Raw genomic sequence first — 20,370 nt, forward strand, 5'->3', positions numbered from 1 at the left:
TTGCTTGCCCGGTGGGGCCGTGAAGCAAACTTAACCTTCGAGGTTGGCGCCTTGAAATCTTTTGTAGCATTAGCAGATATCAGCGTCATTAATAGAAGGATGCAGGCCCCATCAACCGGGGCCTGCGGCCTATTGACGCACCATGAACTTGAGGTCGCTCGGGGCATCCATCGGCAGTTTTTGCACGGTTTTACCCAGCAGGCCTGTCTTTGAATCGCGCTCGACGACGACAATCTGGTTGCTTTTCTGATTGGCGATCAACAAGAACTTGCCACTCGGGTCGAGGCTGAACTCGCGCGGGTGATCACCTTCTACTGAACGGCGCTGCAGTTCCTTGAGGTGCCCGGTCGCAGGATCGATGGCGAACACCAGCAGCTGATTGGCGGTGCCACGGTTGCTGACGTAGAGGAACTTGCCATCGCGCGACGCGTGAAGCGCAGCGGCTGCCTTGTCCGAAACGGGTTGCCCCGTCGCCAACTCGACCATTTGCGTTTGCTTGAGTTGGCCGTCCTTGTAATCGAACACCGCAACCTGCGCGCTCATTTCCATGGTCAGCCACGCGTGCTTGCCATCGGCGCTGAACAGCAGATGACGCGGCCCGCTACCGGGTGGCAACTGGACGGACGCCGGTGTAGCGGCGGTCAAGGGCAGTTCCGGGTTGGCCTTTGGGTCGAAGCGGTAGACAAAGATCTTGTCAGCGCCCAAGTCATTGGAGAACACATATTGGCCGTCCGGCGACGAAACCGTGGAATGCACGTGTGCCGACATCTGCCGCTCGGGATTGACCCGGCTCGACGGATGGCTGCTCATCTGCACCACGGGTTTGAGCTTGCCGTCGGCGCCCACCGGCAATACCGCCAGCGTGCCACCCGGATCTTCAGCCACTGAATAGTTGCTGACAAACAGGTGACTGGCTTCAACGCTGAGGCCCGAATGCGTCGGCTCGTTGCCCAGGCTCTGCACCTGATTGATCAGGCTCAATTCATGGGTGTTGGGATCGATCGCATAGCTGCTGACGCGCCCTACCGGATCGGTCTGTCCCGGGCCGTTTTCGTTGACCACGAACAGCTGACGCTGATCCTTGGACAGGGTCAGCCAGGATGGGTTTTCGCTCTTGACCACTTGCAGCGGCTTGGCATCGATCTGCCCGGTAGCACTGTCGAAGTTCAGGCGATAAATCCCCTGGCTCTGACCGGCTGTGTAGGAACCGACCAGCAACTGATAGTCGTCGGCCGACGCAACCTGAAAACCCATCGCGCCGACGCTGCCGGCGATCAACAATGGCAAGAGCTTACGCATCCTCATTCGCTTCTTCCTCGTCGTCATCACCGCGAAACGCGGTCATGCACACCAACCGGTGCTCACCGGAAGTGCCGGTGATCAGCCAGCTTTGCAGGTCTGGATCGAAGGTCGCGGCCTCGACCTCGGCCGGGGTGAACTCCCAATGCTTGGACACACGACCGTCCAAGCATTCGATGTGCAGGTTATCGTCTTCATCGAGGGAGAATTCGAAGGCGTGCAGCCCGTCGATTTCCACCATATCGCAGTGTTCGAGGGTGGCGAGCAAGGTGTCGGCTGGGGCGGTCATGGCAGTCAATCTTTGAATGGGAAAGACGCAATGATAGCTCATTGCGCCTCAGTCCAATGTGTGCAAGCTTGCTCGCGATGGTGGTGTGTCATTCAACATTGATGTGATTGACAGGGACTCATCGTCGGAACGCCGCCCGGAGCAAGCTCGCTCCCACAGGGGATTGTGCTCGCCGTTAGAGGGCTTCTCGGGACATTTGCCCATCCACCAACCGCTGAATACGCAGCGGATTGCCATTCTTCAACGCATCCGGCAGCAAGCTGTCAGGGTAGTTCTGGAAGCACACCGGGCGCAGGAAACGGTCGATGGCCAAGGTGCCCACCGACGTGCCGCGCGCATCGGATGTCGCCGGATACGGCCCGCCATGGACCATCGAATCGCAGACTTCCACCCCGGTCGGATAGCCGTTGAGCAGGATCCGTCCGACCTTCTGTTCCAGCAACGGCGTCAGCTCAGCGAACTGCTCGAAGTCCGCCGGTTCGCCAATGATCGTCGCCGTCAGCTGTCCGTGCAGACCGTTCAGGGCTGCGCTGAGCTGCGTCTGATCGGCCACTTCGACAAACACCGTGGTCGGGCCGAACACTTCTTCCTGCAGCACTTCATTGCCATTGATCAACAGGCTGACATCGGCCTTGAACAGTTGCGGTTGCGCCTGATTGCCTTGTTGCGGACTGCCGGCCAGATGCTCGATACCGGGATGAGCGAGGAGTTTTTGCACACCTTTGCCATAGCTGCCCAAGGTCCCGGCATTGAGCATCGTTTGCGCCGGTTGATCGCCGATCAGGCCCGCCACCTGTTGCATGAAGGTGGTGAACTGCGACGAACGAATGCCGATCACCAAACCGGGATTGGTGCAGAACTGACCGCAACCCTGCACCACCGAAGCGGTCAGGTCACGGGCGACCGATTCGGCGCGAACTTGCAGCGCCTGCGGCAATACGATCACCGGGTTGATGCTCGACATCTCGGCGAACACCGGAATGGGCTGCGCACGCGCGGCAGCCATGTCGCACAACGCACGGCCGCCCTTGAGCGAACCGGTAAAGCCAACCGCCTGAATCGCCGGATGCTTGACCAGCGCTTCGCCGACCCCACCGCCGTAGATCATGTTGAACACGCCGGCCGGCATCCCGGTTTTTTCTGCGGCGCGGATGATCGCGTCGGCCACCCGTTCAGCGGTGGCCATATGACCGCTGTGGGCCTTGAACACCACCGGGCAACCGGCGGCCAACGCCGACGCGGTGTCGCCTCCCGCCGTGGAAAACGCCAACGGAAAGTTACTGGCGCCAAACACCGCGACCGGCCCGAGGCCGATGCGGTACTGACGCAAGTCCGGACGCCGCAACGGTTGGCGCTCAGGCAACGCCCGATCGATCCGCGCACCGTAGAAATCACCGCGACGCAGCACTTTGGCAAACAGACGCATCTGGCCGCTGGTGCGACCTCGCTCGCCTTGAATGCGTGCGGCGGGTAGCGCGGTTTCGCGGCAGACCAGCGCAACAAAGTCGTCGCCCAGCGCGTCCAGTTCGTCGGCAATCGCGTCGAAAAATTGCGCTCGGCGTTCGGCGCTCAAACTGCGATACGTCGGGTGAGCCGCGGCGGCAGCCTTGGCGGCGGCGTCGACTTCTTCAAGGGTGGCCTGGTGAAAACTGTAAGGCAGGTTTTCGCCCGTGTAGGCATCAACGCTTTTGACGATGATTTCGCCGGCAGCGCTGCGCTGACCGCCGATGTAGTTGTGACCAAGAATCTGGGTCATGCCTGTCTCCTTAAAGGGTGCCAACGGTGCCGGGCTCGAACGCCGCTTCAACCGGTACAATCCCGTTGATCAACGGTGCACCGAACTCGGCCTGACTGATCTCGAACACGTCACCCGGCTGGGTGCGAACGCCATCGGCAAAGGACAGGGTCGCGGTGCCGAAGAAGTGAATGTGCACATCGCCCGGACGCAGGAACTGGCTGTATTTGAAATGGTGGTACTCGAGGTTTTCCAGGCTGTGGCACATGTTGGCCTCGCCGCTGAGAAATTCGTTCTGCCACAGCACTTCACCGTCACGCAGGATGCGGCTGGTGCCTGCCAGATGCTCCGGCAGTTCAGCGACCCGAAGTTCCGGGCCATAACTGCAACTGCGCAGTTTGGAATGGGCCAGGTAGAGGTAATTCTTGCGTTCCATTACGTGATCGGAGAACTCGTTACCCACGGCAAAACCGAGTCGATACGGTTTGCTGTCATGGCCGATGACGTAGAGGCCGCTGAGCTCCGGCTCCTCCCCCGCGTCTTCGGCAAACGGTGGCAGCGGGAACGGTTGGCCCGGACGCACGACGATGCTGCCGTCGCCCTTGTAGAACCATTCCGGTTGTACGCCGGCCTTCCCCGCTACCGGCTTGCCGCCTTCCACGCCCCATTTGAAGATGCGCATGGTGTCGGTCATCGCCGCTTCGTCGCCGACTTGCTGATGCATCTTGTCCCGTGCCGACGCGCTGCCCAAATGGGTCAGGCCTGTACCGCTGACCAGCATGTGCGCCGGGTCCGGGTGATCCAGCGGTGGCAGGATACGCAGCTTGGCCAACAGTTCTGCATAGTCATGGCTGATGCCCAGGCCCAGGGTTTTCACCTGCTGCACAAGATTGACGCCCGCCTCGATTGCCGCCAACGCCAGGTCGCGAACGGTGCGCGCGTCCTGCACCTCGCGCACCAGACCGTCCTCGACCACGCCCACCCGACGCTCGCCATTACTCAATTCGAACTGAACTAAACGCATGATTTTTTCTCCTGTAAACGAAATTCGAAAACACCGCAAAACCAATGTGGGAGCGGGCTTGCTCGCGAAGGCGGTGTGTCAGTCACCATTGATGTTGAATGTAACGACCTCTTCGCGAGCAAGTCGGATCGCCGCACCGCCGCTCCCACATTTGATTGGGGTTAACCTTCAGATTTATGCGCGGGTCGCGCCACGGGCGCTGGCAGCGAACTGGTCGGCCGGCAGTACGTGCTTGCGTTCCAGCAGGCGATAGACCACACCGGTCAAAATCAGCCCGAACACCATCACGCCGGACAAGAAGTACAGACCCGAAGCCAGGTTGCCGGTGTATTCCTTGAGCGCGCCGATCACGAACGGACCGATGTAGCCGCCAAGGTTGCCCACCGAGTTGATCAACGCTATTCCGGCCGCCGCACTGGCCCCGGCAAAGAAGCGGCCCGGCAAGGTCCAGAACACTGCGGTGCAGGAAAACAGCGCGAAGGCCACCAGGCACAACGCCGCCAGTTGCAGCACCGGCACTGTCAGCCAGGCGCTGAGGAACAGGCCGATGGCACCCAACACGTAAAGGACTGCCAGGTGGCCGTAGCGATCATTCAAGCGGTCGGAACTGCGCGGGATGATCAGCAAACCGATGATCCCGAAGATGTACGGCACCGATGACACGAAACCGGTCACCAGATCCGTGCCACCGAACTGTTTGATCAGGGTCGGCAACCACAAACCCAGGCCGTAAATGCTCAGGGTCACCGGGAGATAGAACAACGCCAGCAGCAAGACACGTTTGTCCTTGAGGGCGTGCAACGGGTTGCCGTGGCGGGTCTGGCCGTACTCCTCAAGATCCTTTTTCAGTTCGCCGGTCAGCCAGTCTTTTTCGGCCTGGTCCATCCATTTCACCTGTTTCGGACCGTCCGGCAGCCAACGCAGCACTGGCCAGGTCAACAGGATCGCCGGGGTGCCGATGACGATGAACAGCCACTGCCAGCCATGCAGGCCAAGAATGCCGTCCATGCCGAGCAGACCGCCGGACACCGGACCGGTGATCAACATGGCGATGGGTTGGGAAAGGATGAACAACCCGAGGATCTTGCCGCGATGGCGCACCGGGAACCACTGGGTGATGTAGTAGAGAACGCCCGGGAAGAACCCGGCTTCCGCCGCGCCGAGCAGAAAGCGCATCACATAGAAACTGTGCGGCCCCTGGACGAAGGCCATGCCAATGGTGATGGCGCCCCAGGTGACCATGATTCGCGCGAACCAGCGCCGCGCGCCAAAGCGTTCGAGCATCAGGTTGCTGGGGATTTCCAGCAAGAAATAGCCAATGAAAAACAGCCCGGCACCCAAGCCGTAAGCCGCGTCACCGATGCCGAGGTCGGCGCCCATGTGCAATTTGGCGAAGCCTACGGCGGAGCGATCCACATAGGCGATCAGGTACAGCAGGATCAGGAAGGGAATCAGTTTCAGCGTGATGCGACGAATAAGCCGCAGTTCCTGGCTCATGAGATCGGTCTCCGATTGTTGTTGTTATAGAACCTCGGGGGACGCCTCTCGCGGAAAACCGCCAGGGCAATCCCTCCGTTGAAACGGACTATATAGTAATACTATTTAATCAACAACACTTCCAAACAGTCGGATTTGCGCCTATGTTACGCCTCAGTTCGAACAATATAGTCATACAATAAGAGAACCGATTATGTCTGATAAGAAACCCACCCTGCGCTCCGCCCAATGGTTTGGCACTGCCGACAAGAACGGCTTCATGTACCGCAGCTGGATGAAGAATCAGGGCATCGCCGACCACCAGTTCCACGGCAAGCCGATCATCGGCATCTGCAACACCTGGTCGGAACTGACCCCGTGCAACGCGCATTTCCGCCAGATTGCGGAACACGTCAAACGTGGGGTGATCGAGGCTGGGGGCTTTCCCGTGGAATTCCCGGTGTTCTCCAACGGCGAGTCGAACCTGCGTCCGACCGCCATGCTCACTCGCAACCTGGCGAGCATGGACGTCGAAGAAGCGATTCGCGGCAACCCGATTGACGGTGTTGTGCTGCTGACCGGTTGCGACAAAACCACCCCGGCGTTGTTGATGGGCGCGGCCAGTTGCGACGTACCGGCAATCGTCGTCACCGGCGGGCCGATGCTCAATGGCAAGCACAAAGGTCAGGACATTGGTTCGGGCACCGTGGTCTGGCAGCTCAGCGAACAGGTCAAGGCTGGCACCATCACCATCGACGATTTTCTTGCGGCCGAGGGTGGCATGTCCCGCTCGGCCGGCACGTGCAACACCATGGGCACCGCTTCGACCATGGCCTGCATGGCTGAAGCACTTGGCACCTCCCTACCCCACAACGCGGCGATTCCGGCGGTGGATGCACGTCGTTATGTGCTGGCGCACATGTCCGGCATGCGCGCGGTGGAGATGGTTCGCGAAGATCTGAAGCTGTCGAAAATTCTCACCAAAGAAGCCTTCGAAAATGCTATTCGAGTGAACGCCGCCATTGGTGGTTCGACCAACGCCGTGATCCACTTGAAAGCCATTGCCGGGCGCATCGGTGTCGAGCTGGACCTCGACGACTGGACCCGCATCGGTCGCGGCATGCCGACCATCGTCGACCTGCAACCGTCCGGGCGTTTCCTGATGGAAGAGTTCTACTACGCCGGTGGCCTGCCAGCGGTGCTGCGTCGTCTGGGTGAAGCCAACCTGATTCCGCATCCGAATGCCCTGACCGTCAACGGCAAGACTCTCGGCGAGAACACCAAAGACGCACCGATCTACGGCCAGGACGAAGTGATCCGCACCCTCGACAACCCGATCCGCGCCGACGGCGGCATTTGCGTATTGCGCGGCAATCTGGCGCCACTCGGTGCAGTGCTCAAGCCTTCCGCCGCCAGCGCCGAACTGATGCAACACCGCGGGCGTGCGGTGGTGTTCGAGAACTTCGACATGTACAAGGCACGGATCAACGATCCGGAGCTGGACGTGGATGCCAACTCGATTCTGGTGATGAAAAACTGCGGTCCGAAGGGTTACCCGGGTATGGCCGAAGTCGGCAACATGGGCTTGCCGGCCAAGTTGCTGGCTCAAGGTGTGACAGACATGGTGCGTATTTCCGATGCGCGCATGAGCGGCACGGCGTACGGGACTGTCGTTTTGCACGTGGCCCCGGAAGCGGCCGCTGGCGGACCTTTGGCGACGGTAAAGGAAGGTGACTGGATCGAACTTGACTGCGCCAATGGTCGTCTGCACCTGGACATTCCCGACGCCGAACTGGCGGCGCGCATGGCTGATCTGCAGCCACCGCAGCAATTGATCGTGGGTGGTTATCGTCAGCTGTACATTGATCATGTGCTGCAGGCGGATCAGGGTTGCGATTTCGACTTCCTGGTCGGTTGCCGCGGCTCTGAAGTACCGCGCCACTCCCACTGACATCACAAATCCCCTGTGGGAGCGAGCTTGCTCGCGAAGGCGGTCGATCATCCAGCATTAATGTTGAATGTGCGGCCCTCTTCGCGAGCAAGTCGGATCGCCGCACCGCCGCTCCCACATTTGATCTATGCCCGCCTCAAGATTGCGCCGCGCCTGTTATCATGCGCAGCATCCCATCGCCCAGGATCGCGCCGTTCCCCATGGATTACCGCAAACCCTCCGACCGCAAAAGCATGCATTCGCGCATCGTCCAGGAACTGGGCATGCAGATCGTTTCCGGACGCTTCAAGCCGTGTGACAAACTGCCCGCCGAAGCCCTGTTGTGCGAGGAGTACGCGGTCAGCCGTCCAGTCCTGCGCGAAGCCACCCGGGTATTGGTCGCCAAGGGTCTGGTGTATTCCCGTCCGCGAGTGGGCACCGTGGTCAAGCAGCGCAAGGAATGGCACATGCTCGATCCCGATGTGCTGCATTGGCTGATGCAAAGCAGCCCGCAAAATGAATTCTTCGATTTGCTGACCAGCGTGCGCAGCATCATCGAACCCGCCGCGGCCGCCCTCGCCGCGCAGTTCGCCACGGACGATGACATCGCCTCCATCGGTGAAGCCTACCAACGTATGGAAGCCGCACCGACCCCCGAAGCGCTCTTGCAACCGGACCTGGATTTCCATAGCCGGATCGCCGATGCGACCCATAACGACTTGCTGGCCAACCTGTGCAACATGCTGTCGGTGGCGATTGCCGAAGCCTTGAAGCATTCCAACCAGCGACCGAATCTGCATGAACTGGCATTGCCACGGCACAAGGCGATTCTGACGGCGATCGAGAACCGGGATGCGCTGGGTGCGCGGCATGCCACGTTGGTGCAGCTGGATGATGCGCGTAGCGCGTTGAATGCGGTGCTGGGTACCGATCCCTCATAACTACCACAAATCCAATGTGGGAGCGGGCTTGCTCGCGAAGGCGGCGTGTCAGTCAGCACAGGTGTTGAATGGTAGACCGCCTTCGCGAGCAAGCCCGCTCCCACATTGGGTTCAGCGTCAATTTTGAGATGTAAAAAAGCCGCAACCATGATTGCGGCTTTTCTATTTCAGCGTGGGATCAGTGAGCGAACAACGAATTGCCCTTCTGCCCCGCCAGTTTCTCCGGTTTGATCAGGAACCGCGCCAATGCCGGCAACAGCCACAGTGCACCAAACATGTTCCAGAGCAGCATGAAGGTCAGCATCAGGCCCATGTCGGCCTGGAACTTGATGGCCGAGAAAATCCAGGTGCACACGCCGATCGCCAGGCACAGGCCGGTGAACAGCACGGCTTTACCGGTGGACTTCAGCGTCTGGTAGTACGCCTCTTGCAACGGCAGACCAGCACGGAGGAAGCTTTCAAGACGGCTGTAGATGTAGATGCCGTAATCCACGCCAATCCCCACCCCGAGCGCCACAACCGGTAGGGTTGCGACTTTCACGCCGATGCCCATGAAGGCCATCAGGGCGTTTCCGAGTACCGAGGTCAGGACCAGCGGCAGCACGATGCACAACGTCGCTGCCCAGGAGCGGAAGGTGATCATGCACATGGTCGCCACGCAGATGTACACCAGGATCAGGATGGTCAGCTCGGATTCCTTGATCACCTCGTTGGTGGCGGCCTCGATCCCGGCGTTACCGGCGGCAAGGATGAATTCCAGGCCTTCCTTGTTGTTCTCCTTGGCGAAGTCTTGCACCGCATGCACAGCGCGATCCAGAGTGGCGGCCTTGTGATCGTTGAGGAACACCAGCACCGGCGCCAGGGAGCAACTGTTGTTGTACAGACCATCAGCCCGAGCAATCGAGTTGTTCAGCACGTCCGGGTTACGCGACAGGGTTTCCCATTTCAAGTTGCCTTCGTTCATGCCCTTGATCATCTGCTTGGACACGGTCACCAGCGAGATCGCCGACTGCACGCCCTCGGTGTTCTGCATCTTCCACATCAGCTCGTCGATCGGCGCCATGGCTTCGTAGCGCGAGCAGCCTTCGGACTTGGTCTTGACCATCACCACCAACACGTCGGAACTGGTGGAGTAATTGCTGATGATGAAGTTGTTGTCCTTGTTGTAGCGCGAGTCCGGACGCAGTTCCGGAGCGCCCTGATCGAGGTCACCGATTTTCAGGTTCTGGCTGTACCAGAGGCCGCCGCTGAAGGCCACCAGGGCCAAAACAATCGACACCGGGGCAACTTTCGGGCTGGCAAAGTTCGACAGCAGACGCCAGAACGGATGTTCGCGGTGCGCGTCTTTCTTGCTGCGTTCCACGGCGCGTTTGCTGATGCCAACGTAGGAAATCGCCACCGGCAGCAGGATCAGGTTGGTGAACACGATCACCGCCACGCCGATAGACGCGCCGATGGCCAGTTCACGAATCACGCCGATGTCGATGATCAGCAGCGTGATGAAACCCACCGCATCCGCGAGGATCGCAATCATCCCCGGCAGGAACAGCTGACGGAACGTGCGCCGCGCCGCAGTCAAGGCGTTGTCTGCCTCGCTAGACTGCAAGGCAATACCGTTGATTTTCTGCACACCGTGGGAAATACCAATGGCGAAGATCAGGAACGGCACCAGCATCGAGTAGGGATCGAGCCCGAAACCAAAGAAGTGCATCAAACCGAGCTGCCAGACCACCGCCACCAACGTGGTGCTCAACACCGCCACGGTGCTGCGCATGCAGTTGGTGAACCAGTAGAGCAGGATCAACGTGATGATGAAGGCGACGCCGAAGAACATTACCACCATGACCAGCCCATCGATCAGGTCGCCGACTTTCTTGGCGAAACCGACGATGTGGATCTGCACGTTAGGGTTCTGGGCTTCGAATTTGTTGCGGATCTTGTCTTCGAGTTCGTGAGAGAACTTGCGATAGTCCAGCGCCAGCAACTTGCCTTGGTCCTGCGGGTCCGGGTAGGACTCCAGCAGCGGGATATCGACAATGCTCGACTTGAAGTCGTTGGCCACCAGACGCCCGACCTGACCGGACTTGAGCACGTTGTTGCGCAACAGGTCGAGGCTTTGCTGGGAGCCGTTGTAGCTCTGCGGAATCACTTCACCACCGGCGAAGCCCTCCTCTGTCACTTCGGTCCAGCGTACGCTCGGGCTCCACAGCGACTTGAGACCGGAACGGTCAACACCGGAAATGTAGAACACCTCGTCATTGATCTGACGCAGAGTCTCCATGTACTCCTTGGAGAAGATGTCGCCATCAGTGGCTTCCACCGAGATGCGCACCGTGTTGCCCAGGTTCGCCAGATCGTTGCGATGCTCCATCATCTTTTGAATGAACGGATGCTCGAGCGGGATCATTTTTTCGAAACTGGTGGACGGCCGGATCAGCGTCGCTTGCCAGAACAGGAAAATACTGACCAGCAGGCAGATGACGATCACTGCCGGGCGGTTGTTGAAAATCAGGCGTTCGAGAAACGTCGCCTTGTCATGATGATGAGTGCTCAAGGATGTCATAGACCCGCCTTCTTATTATTTGCCCGGCTCATTTGGACGACCCATTTTTTCCATTCTCTGCGCCGGTTGGCGAAGTGACGCGAACGCCACCCTGTCCTGCCAGAATCAGATTGCCGTTGCCTGCTGCGGTGACTGCCGAAACGGAAATGCGATCCGGACGGTTGAACACGCTGAAGGTTTCGCCGTTGTCGTTGCTGCGGATCACCGAGCCACCGTTGCCGACGATCACGATGGAACCGTCGTCCAGCAGCGTCGCGCCGGACAGACCGAATTCCAGCGCACCGCGAGCGGCCTTGAGCTCAACCGGCTCCCAGGTCGTACCGAAATCGGTGGAGCGAAACAGATTGCCCCGCAACCCGTAGGCCAGCAGCGTATTGGCTTGAGCGGTGCCGATCACACCAAACAGCGAGCCCTCATAGGGACCTTCAAGCTTCTCCCAGGTTTGGCCCCAGTCGGCGGAGCGGAACATGCTGCCCTGCTCGCCGACGATGAACAGACCGGAATCCTTGACCGCCGCGATGGCGTTGAGGTGGTACTGGTCTTCGTTGTCGAGGCGATCGCTGACATCTTCCCAGTTCTTGCCGCCGTCGGTGGTGGCCAGCAACGCGCCATAAGCACCCACGGCAAAGCCGCTGTTGACGTCCTGGAACCAGACGTCGAGCAGCGGCGATTCACGTTTCAGATCTTCGAATTGCTTGGTCCAGGTGACGCCGCCGTCCTCGCTCGCGAGGATCTGCGCGTCATGGCCGACAGCCCAGCCGTGTTTGTCGTCGACGAAATACACCGACGTCAGCAGTTGCCGCGTCGGCACCTTGGCTTGGGTCCAGGTCGCGCCCTGGTCATCGGAATACAAAATGTGCCCGCGATCCCCGGCCGCCACCAGGCGCTTGCCGGCGTGCACGACGTCGAGCATCAGGCTCTTGCTGGCTTTGGCAGATTCAACGGAATAAACAATGTCGGATGCTGGCGCAGCAGCGGCCAGCGCAGGTGCCGACAGCACGGCACAGCCCAACAGCGAGAGCGCTGTAGCCAGCAACGCGAATTTGCGTAGTGCCGGCGGGCGGCAGATACCCACACCCATGACAGGCTCACTCATAGACCTTCCCCCATTATTATTGTTAGGTCGTTCAACCTTTCTGGGCGCCATAAGGGTGTTCTTTGCGAATGCCTTTTCTGGAGCATAGTCCTGAAATACGCAATCTAGAGCCCCTTCGGAAGCTGGCTTATCCTATCGGGGTTTGGAAAGGTCTGACAATCGACGCCACGTTATGTTTTGTTAACTGGGGGGATAACGGGCGTGGGTGAATGTGGGGGTATTCGGACGGATGATGGATGAATCAAGTGGAGAAAGCCGTGGTGTCTGCTCTGACGTCTTCGCGAGCAAGCCCGCTCCCACATTTAACCGTGTTCTACCAGAAGAATGCGGTCGAATGTGGGAGCGGGCTTGCTCGCGAAAGGAGCGCTGCGGTCTGCCAGGCAGACCGCAGTGTCAATATCAAGCCAGGCTTTTGCTGACCACTTCAAACACATCGCTCGACAGCTGACCCGAAGCGCGAATCCGCTCCAGCTCACCTTTCATCAACGCCTGACGCGCGTCGTCATACTTGCGCCAGCGAGTCAGCGGCGCCAACTGCCGAGAAGCGATCTGCGGGTTGAACCCGTTCAACTCAATCACCAGATCCGCCAGGAACCGATAACCCGAGCCATCGGCCGCATGGAAATTGATCAGGTTCTGCCCGGCAAACGCCCCCACCAGCGCACGCACCTTGTTCGGGTTCTTGATATTGAACGCCGGATGCTGCATCAACGCCTTGACCCGCTCCAGACCACCGGGCAATACACTGCCGGCCTGGACGCTGAACCACTGATCCATGACCAGCGGATTGTCCTTGAAGTGCTCGGCAAAACTTGCCAGTGCCGTGGCCTTCTCTTCTTCGAACGACGAATTCACCAGCACCGCCAACGCCGTCAGGCGCTCGGTCATGTTATCGCTCGTCTCGAATTGCTCCAGCGTCGCCGCCAATACTTCCGGTTTACCGCTGCGCATCAGGTACGACAGCGCAATGTTCTGCAACGCGCGACGAGCGAAGTGCTCGGCCTCGGCTACATATGGGGTTTTCTTCGAGAGATCGCGATTGGCCTGATAACGCAGCCACAACGCCTCGAACAAACCCTCTGCCAATTGTTTACGAGCAAACTCGCGAGCGATGTGAATGGCGTCAACGTCAGCCACTTCGCTGATTTCTGTCAGATACGCCTCGCCCGGCAGCGAAAGCATTTCCGCGACCATCGCCTGATCCAGCGTCTCGTCAGACAACACGGTGCGCAAGGCAGAAATCAGACGCTGATCCAGCACCAGTTTCTCGCCCTTTTGCTGCTGAGCAATCAGCTCTTGCAGCACCTGAACCGACAATTGCTGACCCGCATCCCAGCGGTTGAAACCGTCGCTGTCGTGCTGCATCAGGAACATCAGCTGATCGCGGTTGTACGGGAAGCTCAGTTTCACCGGCGCCGAGAAGCCACGCAGCAACGAAGGCAATGGCTGTTCCGCGATGTCGATGAAGGTGAATGTCTGCTCGGCTTCGGTCACCGAAATGACCCGCGAGGTGCCCTGAGCGCTGGCTTCACCGGAAAGACGCAACGCAATGGCCGCACCTTTGGAGTCCAGCAGGCCCAACTCGACCGGAATCACGAACGGCAACTTCTCAACCTTGTCCGGGGTTGCCGGGCAGCTTTGACGGAAGGTCAGGCTGTAGGTTTTCGCAGCCGCGTCGTAGGACTCGCTGACTGCCAGGCGCGGTGTGCCAGCCTGGCTGTACCAGCGCTTGAATTGGGCCAGGTCGACACCGTTTGCGTCTTCCATGGCCTTGATGAAGTCGTCGCAAGTCACGGCCTGGCCGTCATGGCGTTCGAAGTACAGGTCGCTGCCTTTACGGAAGCCTTCGGCTCCGAGCAAGGTATGGATCATGCCGACCACTTCCGAACCCTTTTCGTACACGGTCAGGGTGTAGAAATTGGAAATCTCGATGAAGCTGTCCGGGCGCACGGCGTGAGCCATGGGACCAGCATCTTCGGCGAACTGGTGGGTGCGTAGGTATGCCACATCCTGGATGCGCTTGACCGTGGCCGAGTTCATGTCGGCGGAGAAGCCCGAATCGCGGAACACGGTGAAGCCTTCCTTCAGCGACAACTGGAACCAGTCGCGGCAGGTCACGCGGTTGCCCGACCAGTTGTGGAAGTACTCGTGGGCAACGATCGCCTCGACCCGCTGGTGCGCGGCGTCGGTCGCGGTTTCAGCGCGGGCCAGCACGGCGCTGGAGTTGAAGATGTTGAGGCCCTTGTTCTCCATGGCGCCCATGTTGAAGTCGTTGACCGCGACGATCATGAAGATGTCCAGGTCGTACTCGCGACCGTAGACCTCTTCGTCCCAGCGCATGGACTTTTTCAGGCTGTTCATGGCGTGCTGGCACTTGTCGATGTTTTCCGGCTCGACATAAATGCGCAGCGCCACAGCGCGCTCGGTCATGGTGGTGAAGGTGTCTTCGACGCACCACAAATCACCGGCCACCAGCGCGAACAGGTAGGCCGGTTTCTTGAACGGATCTTCCCAGGTCGCCCAGTGCCGGCCGTCTTCGCCCGGACCGCTGGCAATCGGGTTGCCGTTGGACAGCAGCACTGGATAGCTGTGCTGCTCGGCGACGACCGTGGTGGTGAACGTACTCATCACGTCCGGACGGTCGAGGTAATAGGTGATCTTGCGGAAGCCTTCGGCCTCGCACTGGGTGCAGAACATCGTGCCGGATTTGTACAGGCCTTCCAGCGCGGTATTGGTTTCCGGGTGGATCTTGACGCTGGTGTCGACCGTGAACGTGGTGCTGGTCGGGTGCAGGGTCAGGTGATTCTCGGTCAGTTGGTAGTCCGTTTCGGTCAACTCGCGATCAGCCAGGGTGACCGACAGCAACTCAAGCTGCTGACCATCCAGCACCAACGGCGGCAGGCCCGGGCCACGTTCAGGATTGCGGCGCATCACCAGTTGCGCATGGACCAGGCTGTGGTCCTCGAACAACTCGAAGGTCAGGTGCGTCTCGTCGATCAGGTACTCGGGCGCCTGATAGTCCTTCAGGTAGATCATCTTCGGTTGTTCGGTGCGCATGCTGGAGTCCTTACTGATGCACGGCGAGCTGGTAGGCCGTGTATTTACGAATATTGATTACGCCGGTGTCGAAAATCAGGTACTGGCCCTTGATTCCCAACAGCGTGCCTTCGGCGATCGGATTCTTGTCCAGGTTGAAGCTGACGATCTTGGCCGGGTATTGCTCGACCGGATAGCGGATTTCGAGTGTTTCTACATCGGCAATAGTCTGGATCGCCTGTAGGCCGAATCGTTCCTGTAAACCTTGCAATCCTTCGGCGCAGCTGTCGAACAGCTGATCACGAACCTGCGCCAGGTCGACCGACACCGCATCGCCCTTGAGTAAAGCACGCCAGTTGGTCTTGTCCGCCACCTGACTGCGGAACAGGTCCTCGACGAAGCCCGACTGTTGACGGGTCGAGACGCGCATGATCGGCAAGGCCTGACGGGCGCCCTGATCGATCCAACGGGTCGGCAGCTGGGTGGCGCGGGTAATCCCGACCTTCACCCCCGAAGAGTTGGACAGATACACAATGTGATCCGTCATGCAGAACTTCTCGCCCCACTCTGGCTCACGGCAGGTGCCAGCGTCGTAGTGGCAACGCTCCGGGCTCATGATGCAAATATCGCATTGGGCCAGTTTGGTCATGCACGGGTAGCAGTAACCCTGGCTGAAACTGGTTTTGGTCTTGCGTCCACAATGGGTGCAGTGAATCGCCCCCAGGTATTCCAGGCGCACCGTGGTCCCGATCAAGGGATTGACCGGCACCTCGACGTCGTCCAGACGAAACGCGTACTGCACGTTCGGCCCGTCAAGGCGCGCCGACATTTTGCTGATTGCACCGCGGCCAATCTCGATCAATGGACGGCATCCGATTTGAACAGGATATTCGGCACTTCGATCGACTTGGAGCCGCACTCCTGCACGCCCATGTAACCGGTGCGATGGTCTTCGGGCAGGTTCTGGATTTCCCAGGCGATCATCGCTTGCAGCGACAGTTCGCGTTGTTCGGCGGTGAGTTTGCCACCGTCGGACCATTTACCGATTTCCACCGCCAGTTTCAGGCTCTGGTAGATATCAGGGGTGATGTTGTTGATCATTTCGTTAAAAGAGGACATCAAGGGCTCCGCGCTCTTTAATACATAACTGTTTTAGGCGGCCAGTTTACGGCGGTTGTACAAACCACCCAACAAGCCGGTCAAGCATCCGACGAGCAACCCGCCGACGTGGGCCGCATTGGCAATTTCACCGAAGCCGATCATCGAGACCAGCCCGGACAGGCACAGCAATAGCCACACCAGCATCATCACCAGCACGCCACGCGGCAGGCTATAAGCACGGTTCGGCGAAATCATCTGGAAAATCCAGCAATGCCCGAGCAGGCCATAGAGCACGCCGGACAACCCGCCAAACAGGGTCGGGCCACTGAAATAATATTGGGCGTAGTTGGACACCAGACTGAAGAGCAACGTCAGGCCAATCAGGTTGATGCTGCCCTGGCGCGACTCGATGCGTCGCCCCAGTTCCCAGTACCACATGCCGTTCATGGCCAGGTGCAGGATGCCGAAGTGGATCAGCATCGGTGTCACCAGACGCCACCATTGCCCCGCCGCCAGGCTGTCAGCCAAGGGCACAAAGTGGATGTACTCGCCGACAATGCGGTAATCGAGGAAGGTCAGCCAGCGCATCGTGTCGAGGTTTTCGCCCAGCAGCGTCACCGCGCCGACAAGCAGGCTCAGCAGCAACACGAACGCTGTCGCCTTGGCGTGGCGCAGTTGCTCGACGAAACTTGGGCGCTTTATGGTTTGCGCCACAGGAATGTCCAGCTGTTGATCGGGATCACCGGCCGGGTAGCGTTCGTACAACGAGCGCACGTCTTCGCTGATGTTGGCCGGCACCCATAGCACTTGCTCACCCGCCTCTTCGCTGACCCGATGCGGCACCTGCATGCGCTGCAACAGTTTGACGAACCCGCTCAAGTCCACCGCCAGCGGCAGCCGTAAAACAGCAACGGCACTCATCGCAGCACCTCCGGCCGCTCGACATCGACCCAGACAAACTTGTGCGGGTCGAGACGGGTTTCCTGGTCCAGACGGTAGGCGACCAGTTTGCCGTAGAGCACGGCGCTGTAATCCAGACAGGCCAGGTTCGGCCGGATCGGCACCGGTTTGCCGCTGCGCCAGTAATGGCCCACGAACAACAATGGCTCATCGACGCCATAGCGCAGCAAGGTGTTTTTTTCAGTGGACGACAGCGGCGTCCGGGCCACGGGTTCGGGCAAGGCGTCGGGCTGGAACACAATGTCTCCGTAGGTTTGCGGGTCGTCTTCCCAGAACTTGGTGCGGAAGAACGAACGCGTCAGGCCATCGCCACTGGTCATTGTCAGACCATGAGGCAAGCGCATGTCAGTGCCGCGCAGCAGGCGGTCGAACACGGTGCAGGCGAAACTGCCCGGTACGGCCGAGGCCTGGAGGAAATGTTCATCGACGCAACCGTTGGGGAATAGCGCGCGCAATGGTTCGATCAGCCCCGCGTCCCAGCAGGCATGCACCACCCGGAAACGCCCGGCATCGACGAACAATGGCATTTCATAGAACCATTGCAGGAAATCATGCCAGTCAGCCGGATGGTCTTCGAATTGGGTCAGGGTTTCGTTCAGCAAACGGGCATGGCGCGGGGTGTGTTCGCGCACGAACTGCTTGCCGCTGCCCGGAGGCGCCGGCGTGCTCCAGCCGAGGGCGTTGAATTCATGGTTGCCCATGATGCACAGCGCCTGACCCGCTTCGACCATGTCGTGAACGATGTGCAGCGCTTCGCGAATCCGCGGGCCGCGGTCGATTATGTCGCCGACGAACACCGCCATGCGCGACGGATGCCGCCAGACGCCAGCGTGTTTTTGGTAACCGAGCCGGTCGAGCAAGTGCTCAAGGGTCAGAGCGCAACCGTGCACGTCACCGATCAGGTCGTAGCTTCGCGCGGGATCGAGCATCAGTCGCCTCCACCACCCAACTTGCTGCCCCAGCCGAGTTTGGTCCGGCAGACTTCATAGTAGTTGTGGTCGAGCGGGTGTATCAGCCGCAGCTTCTGGGCCTTCTTGCTGATGGTGATGGTGTCACCCGGCGCGCAGGTGAAGTGGTTCTGCCCGTCACAGGAGACTTGCGGGTAGATCTGCATATCTTTGGACACGACGATTTTCAGCTCACTGTTGCCATCGACCACGATCGGCCTGCCCGACAAGGTATGGGGGTACATCGGCACAATCACAATAGCGTCAAGCTTGGGATGCATGATCGGCCCGCCCGCCGACAGCGCGTAGGCGGTCGAACCGGTGGGCGTAGCGACGATCAGGCCGTCGGCCTTCTGGCTGCAGACGAACTGGCCGTCGATGTACAGTTCGAACTCGATCATCCGCGTCGACTTGCCGGGGTGCAGTACCACGTCGTTCAGCGCGTCGCCCTGCCCAATGGCCTCGGCGTGGCGGCGGACTTCGGCTTGCAGCAGGAAGCGGTTTTCCACCAGATAGTGGCCGTCGAGCACTTCGGCGACTTTGACTTCCAGCTCATCAGGGCGAATATCGGTCAGGAAGCCCAGGCTGCCACGGTTGATGCCGAGCACCGGAATATTGTGTCGGGCCAATGCCCGCGCTGCGCCCAACAGGCTACCGTCACCACCGACCACAATCACCATGTCACACACTTCGCCGAGCATCTTGCGCGACGAGGTTTGCAAGCCATGACCCGGCAGCACTTCGGCGATGGTGTCTTCGAGGATCACGTGCAGGTGACGATCGAGCAGAAACCGTTTCAGTCGGCGAACGGTATCCAGCACCTGAGAACTGCCCAGGCGACCGATGATGCCGATATTACGAAATTGCTCCATGGGGTTCCTGCGCGACGGCGAAAAACACGATTATGGGCGAAAGCGCAGGATAGACAAAATCCTTTCAGCCACAACGGTGTACTCACGATTGAGGCTATGCTCGCAAGATGATCCTATTTCCCGATTTGCTGCAGTTACCCCACCAGTTGCGCCACCCCGAAGTGCGCGACCTGGCTTGGGTCATCCTCGCGCCGCCGATGCTTGGCGTCACGACGTGGCCGCAGCGTCATCCGCTGACCGGCAGTGACTGGGTACAAGCACCGGAGCGGCTGGAACGGTGGCTTCGGCAACTCGATCACGACAGTTATGACTTGCTGCACTGGCTGGCCCAGGCCCGGACCCGGCGATTGGGCTTGTACTACGAACGCCTCTGGCAATACGCCGTGCGGCACGCGCCGGGTATCGACCTGATTGCCGCCAACATGCCGATCCGCCGCGAAGGCCACACGCTGGGCGAGCTGGACATGCTGCTGCGCGATCGTGACGGCGTGCATCATCTGGAACTGGCGATCAAACTTTACCTTGGCCCGCAAAATGGCGACGGACACGACACGGCGCAGTGGCTCGGCCCCGGTTGCCACGATCGGCTGGACCGCAAACTGGCCCATCTGACGCAGCATCAATTGCCGATTTCGGCGCGCCCGGAGAGCCGCGAAGTATTGGCGGCGCTGGATATCCAGCAGTTCAGTGCACATTTGTGGCTGGGCGGCTATTTGCTGTATCCGTGGCCGGGACCGGCCGAGCCACCGAATGGTGCACATCCCCAGCATTTACGCGGTAGCTGGCTGCACCAGAAGGACTGGGCAGACTTTGTCGTGCAACGCCCGTTCGGTCGCTGGCAACCCCTGCCCCGCCACGCCTGGCTGGCGCCGGCGCACTATCCGGTGGAGCAGACCTGGAGCACTGAACAGCTGAATGCCTGGCTCAGCGATCTGGAACCACTGGCCCCGGCGCAGTTGCTGGTGCGACTCACAGAAAACACCCAGGGCGACTGGGAAGAAGCCGAACGGCTGTTTCTGGTGGCGGATCTTTGGCCTAACGTTCCTGGCAGTGGTTGAGTCTTTTAGCGTCTGGGCTGGCCCTATCGTCGGAACGCCGCCC

16 protein-coding genes are annotated in these 20,370 nt (G+C 59.8%); 3 read left to right on the forward strand and 13 right to left on the reverse strand.

Going from position 1 to position 20,370, the window contains the following annotated elements; translation table 11 throughout:
* Window positions 1-129 precede the first annotated feature (129 nt).
* The 5 genes from E3W21_RS20110 to E3W21_RS20130 form a co-directional block, all read right to left on the reverse strand.
* Window positions 130-1,299, reverse strand: a complete 1,170-nt coding sequence (locus tag E3W21_RS20110) for a lactonase family protein (protein WP_134421707.1) — start codon at window positions 1,297-1,299, stop codon at window positions 130-132.
* A complete protein-coding gene (locus tag E3W21_RS20115) occupies window positions 1,292-1,588 on the reverse strand; it encodes a DUF5629 family protein (protein ID WP_129443814.1) in 297 nt (98 codons plus the stop codon). The genes E3W21_RS20110 and E3W21_RS20115 overlap by 8 nt, the downstream gene beginning before the upstream one ends.
* Before the next feature lie 175 nt (window positions 1,589-1,763).
* Window positions 1,764-3,344, reverse strand: a complete 1,581-nt coding sequence (locus E3W21_RS20120; RefSeq protein WP_134421599.1) for an aldehyde dehydrogenase (NADP(+)) — start codon at window positions 3,342-3,344, stop codon at window positions 1,764-1,766.
* 10 nt (window positions 3,345-3,354) lie between these two features.
* On the reverse strand, window positions 3,355-4,347 hold the full coding sequence (araD1, locus tag E3W21_RS20125; protein ID WP_134421600.1) for an AraD1 family protein: 993 nt from the start codon (window positions 4,345-4,347) through the stop codon (window positions 3,355-3,357).
* Between the two features lie 174 nt (window positions 4,348-4,521).
* Complete coding sequence (locus tag E3W21_RS20130; protein WP_134421601.1) at window positions 4,522-5,844, reverse strand: MFS transporter; 1,323 nt, start codon at window positions 5,842-5,844, stop codon at window positions 4,522-4,524.
* Window positions 5,845-6,037: 193 nt separating this feature from the next.
* On the opposite strand from E3W21_RS20130, the gene E3W21_RS20135 reads away from it, so the two are divergent.
* Together E3W21_RS20135 and E3W21_RS20140 are read left to right on the forward strand one after the other, a co-directional pair.
* The gene (locus E3W21_RS20135; RefSeq protein ID WP_046053636.1) at window positions 6,038-7,774 is read left to right on the forward strand and encodes an IlvD/Edd family dehydratase; all 1,737 of its coding nucleotides are present in this window, start codon (window positions 6,038-6,040) and stop codon (window positions 7,772-7,774) included.
* A 200-nt stretch (window positions 7,775-7,974) separates the two neighbouring features.
* On the forward strand, window positions 7,975-8,694 hold the full coding sequence (locus tag E3W21_RS20140) for a FadR/GntR family transcriptional regulator (RefSeq protein ID WP_046053637.1): 720 nt from the start codon (window positions 7,975-7,977) through the stop codon (window positions 8,692-8,694).
* Between the two features lie 178 nt (window positions 8,695-8,872).
* Here E3W21_RS20140 and E3W21_RS20145 read toward each other — a convergent pair whose 3' ends face one another.
* From E3W21_RS20145 to E3W21_RS20185, 8 genes are all read right to left on the reverse strand, one after another.
* The gene (locus tag E3W21_RS20145) at window positions 8,873-11,257 is read right to left on the reverse strand and encodes an RND family transporter (RefSeq protein ID WP_134421603.1); all 2,385 of its coding nucleotides are present in this window, start codon (window positions 11,255-11,257) and stop codon (window positions 8,873-8,875) included.
* Window positions 11,258-11,285: 28 nt separating this feature from the next.
* On the reverse strand, window positions 11,286-12,353 hold the full coding sequence (locus E3W21_RS20150; protein ID WP_129444550.1) for a YCF48-related protein: 1,068 nt from the start codon (window positions 12,351-12,353) through the stop codon (window positions 11,286-11,288).
* Window positions 12,354-12,752: 399 nt separating this feature from the next.
* Window positions 12,753-15,410 carry an aminopeptidase N gene (gene pepN, locus E3W21_RS20160; RefSeq protein ID WP_134421604.1) on the reverse strand — a complete coding sequence of 886 codons (2,658 nt, stop codon included), beginning with the start codon at window positions 15,408-15,410 and terminating at the stop codon, window positions 12,753-12,755.
* A 10-nt stretch (window positions 15,411-15,420) separates the two neighbouring features.
* A complete protein-coding gene (locus E3W21_RS20165) occupies window positions 15,421-16,251 on the reverse strand; it encodes a DUF2797 domain-containing protein (protein WP_134421605.1) in 831 nt (276 codons plus the stop codon).
* Window positions 16,248-16,508, reverse strand: a complete 261-nt coding sequence (locus E3W21_RS20170; protein WP_129444558.1) for a YeaC family protein — start codon at window positions 16,506-16,508, stop codon at window positions 16,248-16,250. The genes E3W21_RS20165 and E3W21_RS20170 overlap by 4 nt, the downstream gene beginning before the upstream one ends.
* Before the next feature lie 33 nt (window positions 16,509-16,541).
* Window positions 16,542-17,411 (reverse strand): rhomboid family intramembrane serine protease, encoded by an 870-nt coding sequence (locus E3W21_RS20175; RefSeq protein WP_134421606.1) that lies wholly within the window; start codon window positions 17,409-17,411, stop codon window positions 16,542-16,544.
* A complete protein-coding gene (locus tag E3W21_RS20180; protein WP_371927130.1) occupies window positions 17,408-18,382 on the reverse strand; it encodes a metallophosphoesterase in 975 nt (324 codons plus the stop codon). The genes E3W21_RS20175 and E3W21_RS20180 overlap by 4 nt, the downstream gene beginning before the upstream one ends.
* Entirely contained in the window at window positions 18,379-19,269 is an 891-nt protein-coding gene (locus E3W21_RS20185) for an NAD(+) kinase (protein WP_007906781.1), read from the reverse strand. Before E3W21_RS20185 ends, E3W21_RS20180 begins: the two co-directional genes overlap by 4 nt.
* Window positions 19,270-19,376: 107 nt before the next feature.
* Here E3W21_RS20185 and E3W21_RS20190 point away from each other — a divergent pair, with 107 nt between their 5' ends.
* On the forward strand, window positions 19,377-20,327 hold the full coding sequence (locus E3W21_RS20190; RefSeq protein WP_134421607.1) for a DUF1853 family protein: 951 nt from the start codon (window positions 19,377-19,379) through the stop codon (window positions 20,325-20,327).
* Window positions 20,328-20,370: the final 43 nt, after the last annotated feature.

The sequence above is a fragment of the Pseudomonas sp. F01002 genome (genome assembly GCF_004402115.1).
Lineage (GTDB): Bacteria > Pseudomonadota > Gammaproteobacteria > Pseudomonadales > Pseudomonadaceae > Aquipseudomonas > Aquipseudomonas frigoris.

Bases quoted from the DNA above. Each gene is read 5' to 3' on its own strand.
- E3W21_RS20110 (WP_134421707.1), bottom strand. From the start codon at position 1,299: ATGCGTAAGCTCTTGCCATTGTTGATCGCCGGCAGCGTCGGCGCGATG.
- E3W21_RS20115 (WP_129443814.1), bottom strand. From the start codon at position 1,588: ATGACCGCCCCAGCCGACACCTTGCTCGCCACCCTCGAACACTGCGAT.
- E3W21_RS20120 (WP_134421599.1), bottom strand. From the start codon at position 3,344: ATGACCCAGATTCTTGGTCACAACTACATCGGCGGTCAGCGCAGCGCT.
- araD1 (WP_134421600.1), bottom strand. From the start codon at position 4,347: ATGCGTTTAGTTCAGTTCGAATTGAGTAATGGCGAGCGTCGGGTGGGC.
- E3W21_RS20130 (WP_134421601.1), bottom strand. From the start codon at position 5,844: ATGAGCCAGGAACTGCGGCTTATTCGTCGCATCACGCTGAAACTGATT.
- E3W21_RS20135 (WP_046053636.1), top strand. From the start codon at position 6,038: ATGTCTGATAAGAAACCCACCCTGCGCTCCGCCCAATGGTTTGGCACT.
- E3W21_RS20140 (WP_046053637.1), top strand. From the start codon at position 7,975: ATGGATTACCGCAAACCCTCCGACCGCAAAAGCATGCATTCGCGCATC.
- E3W21_RS20145 (WP_134421603.1), bottom strand. From the start codon at position 11,257: ATGACATCCTTGAGCACTCATCATCATGACAAGGCGACGTTTCTCGAA.
- E3W21_RS20150 (WP_129444550.1), bottom strand. From the start codon at position 12,353: ATGAGTGAGCCTGTCATGGGTGTGGGTATCTGCCGCCCGCCGGCACTA.
- pepN (WP_134421604.1), bottom strand. From the start codon at position 15,410: ATGCGCACCGAACAACCGAAGATGATCTACCTGAAGGACTATCAGGCG.
- E3W21_RS20170 (WP_129444558.1), bottom strand. From the start codon at position 16,508: ATGTCCTCTTTTAACGAAATGATCAACAACATCACCCCTGATATCTAC.
- E3W21_RS20175 (WP_134421606.1), bottom strand. From the start codon at position 17,411: ATGAGTGCCGTTGCTGTTTTACGGCTGCCGCTGGCGGTGGACTTGAGC.
- E3W21_RS20185 (WP_007906781.1), bottom strand. From the start codon at position 19,269: ATGGAGCAATTTCGTAATATCGGCATCATCGGTCGCCTGGGCAGTTCT.
- E3W21_RS20190 (WP_134421607.1), top strand. From the start codon at position 19,377: ATGATCCTATTTCCCGATTTGCTGCAGTTACCCCACCAGTTGCGCCAC.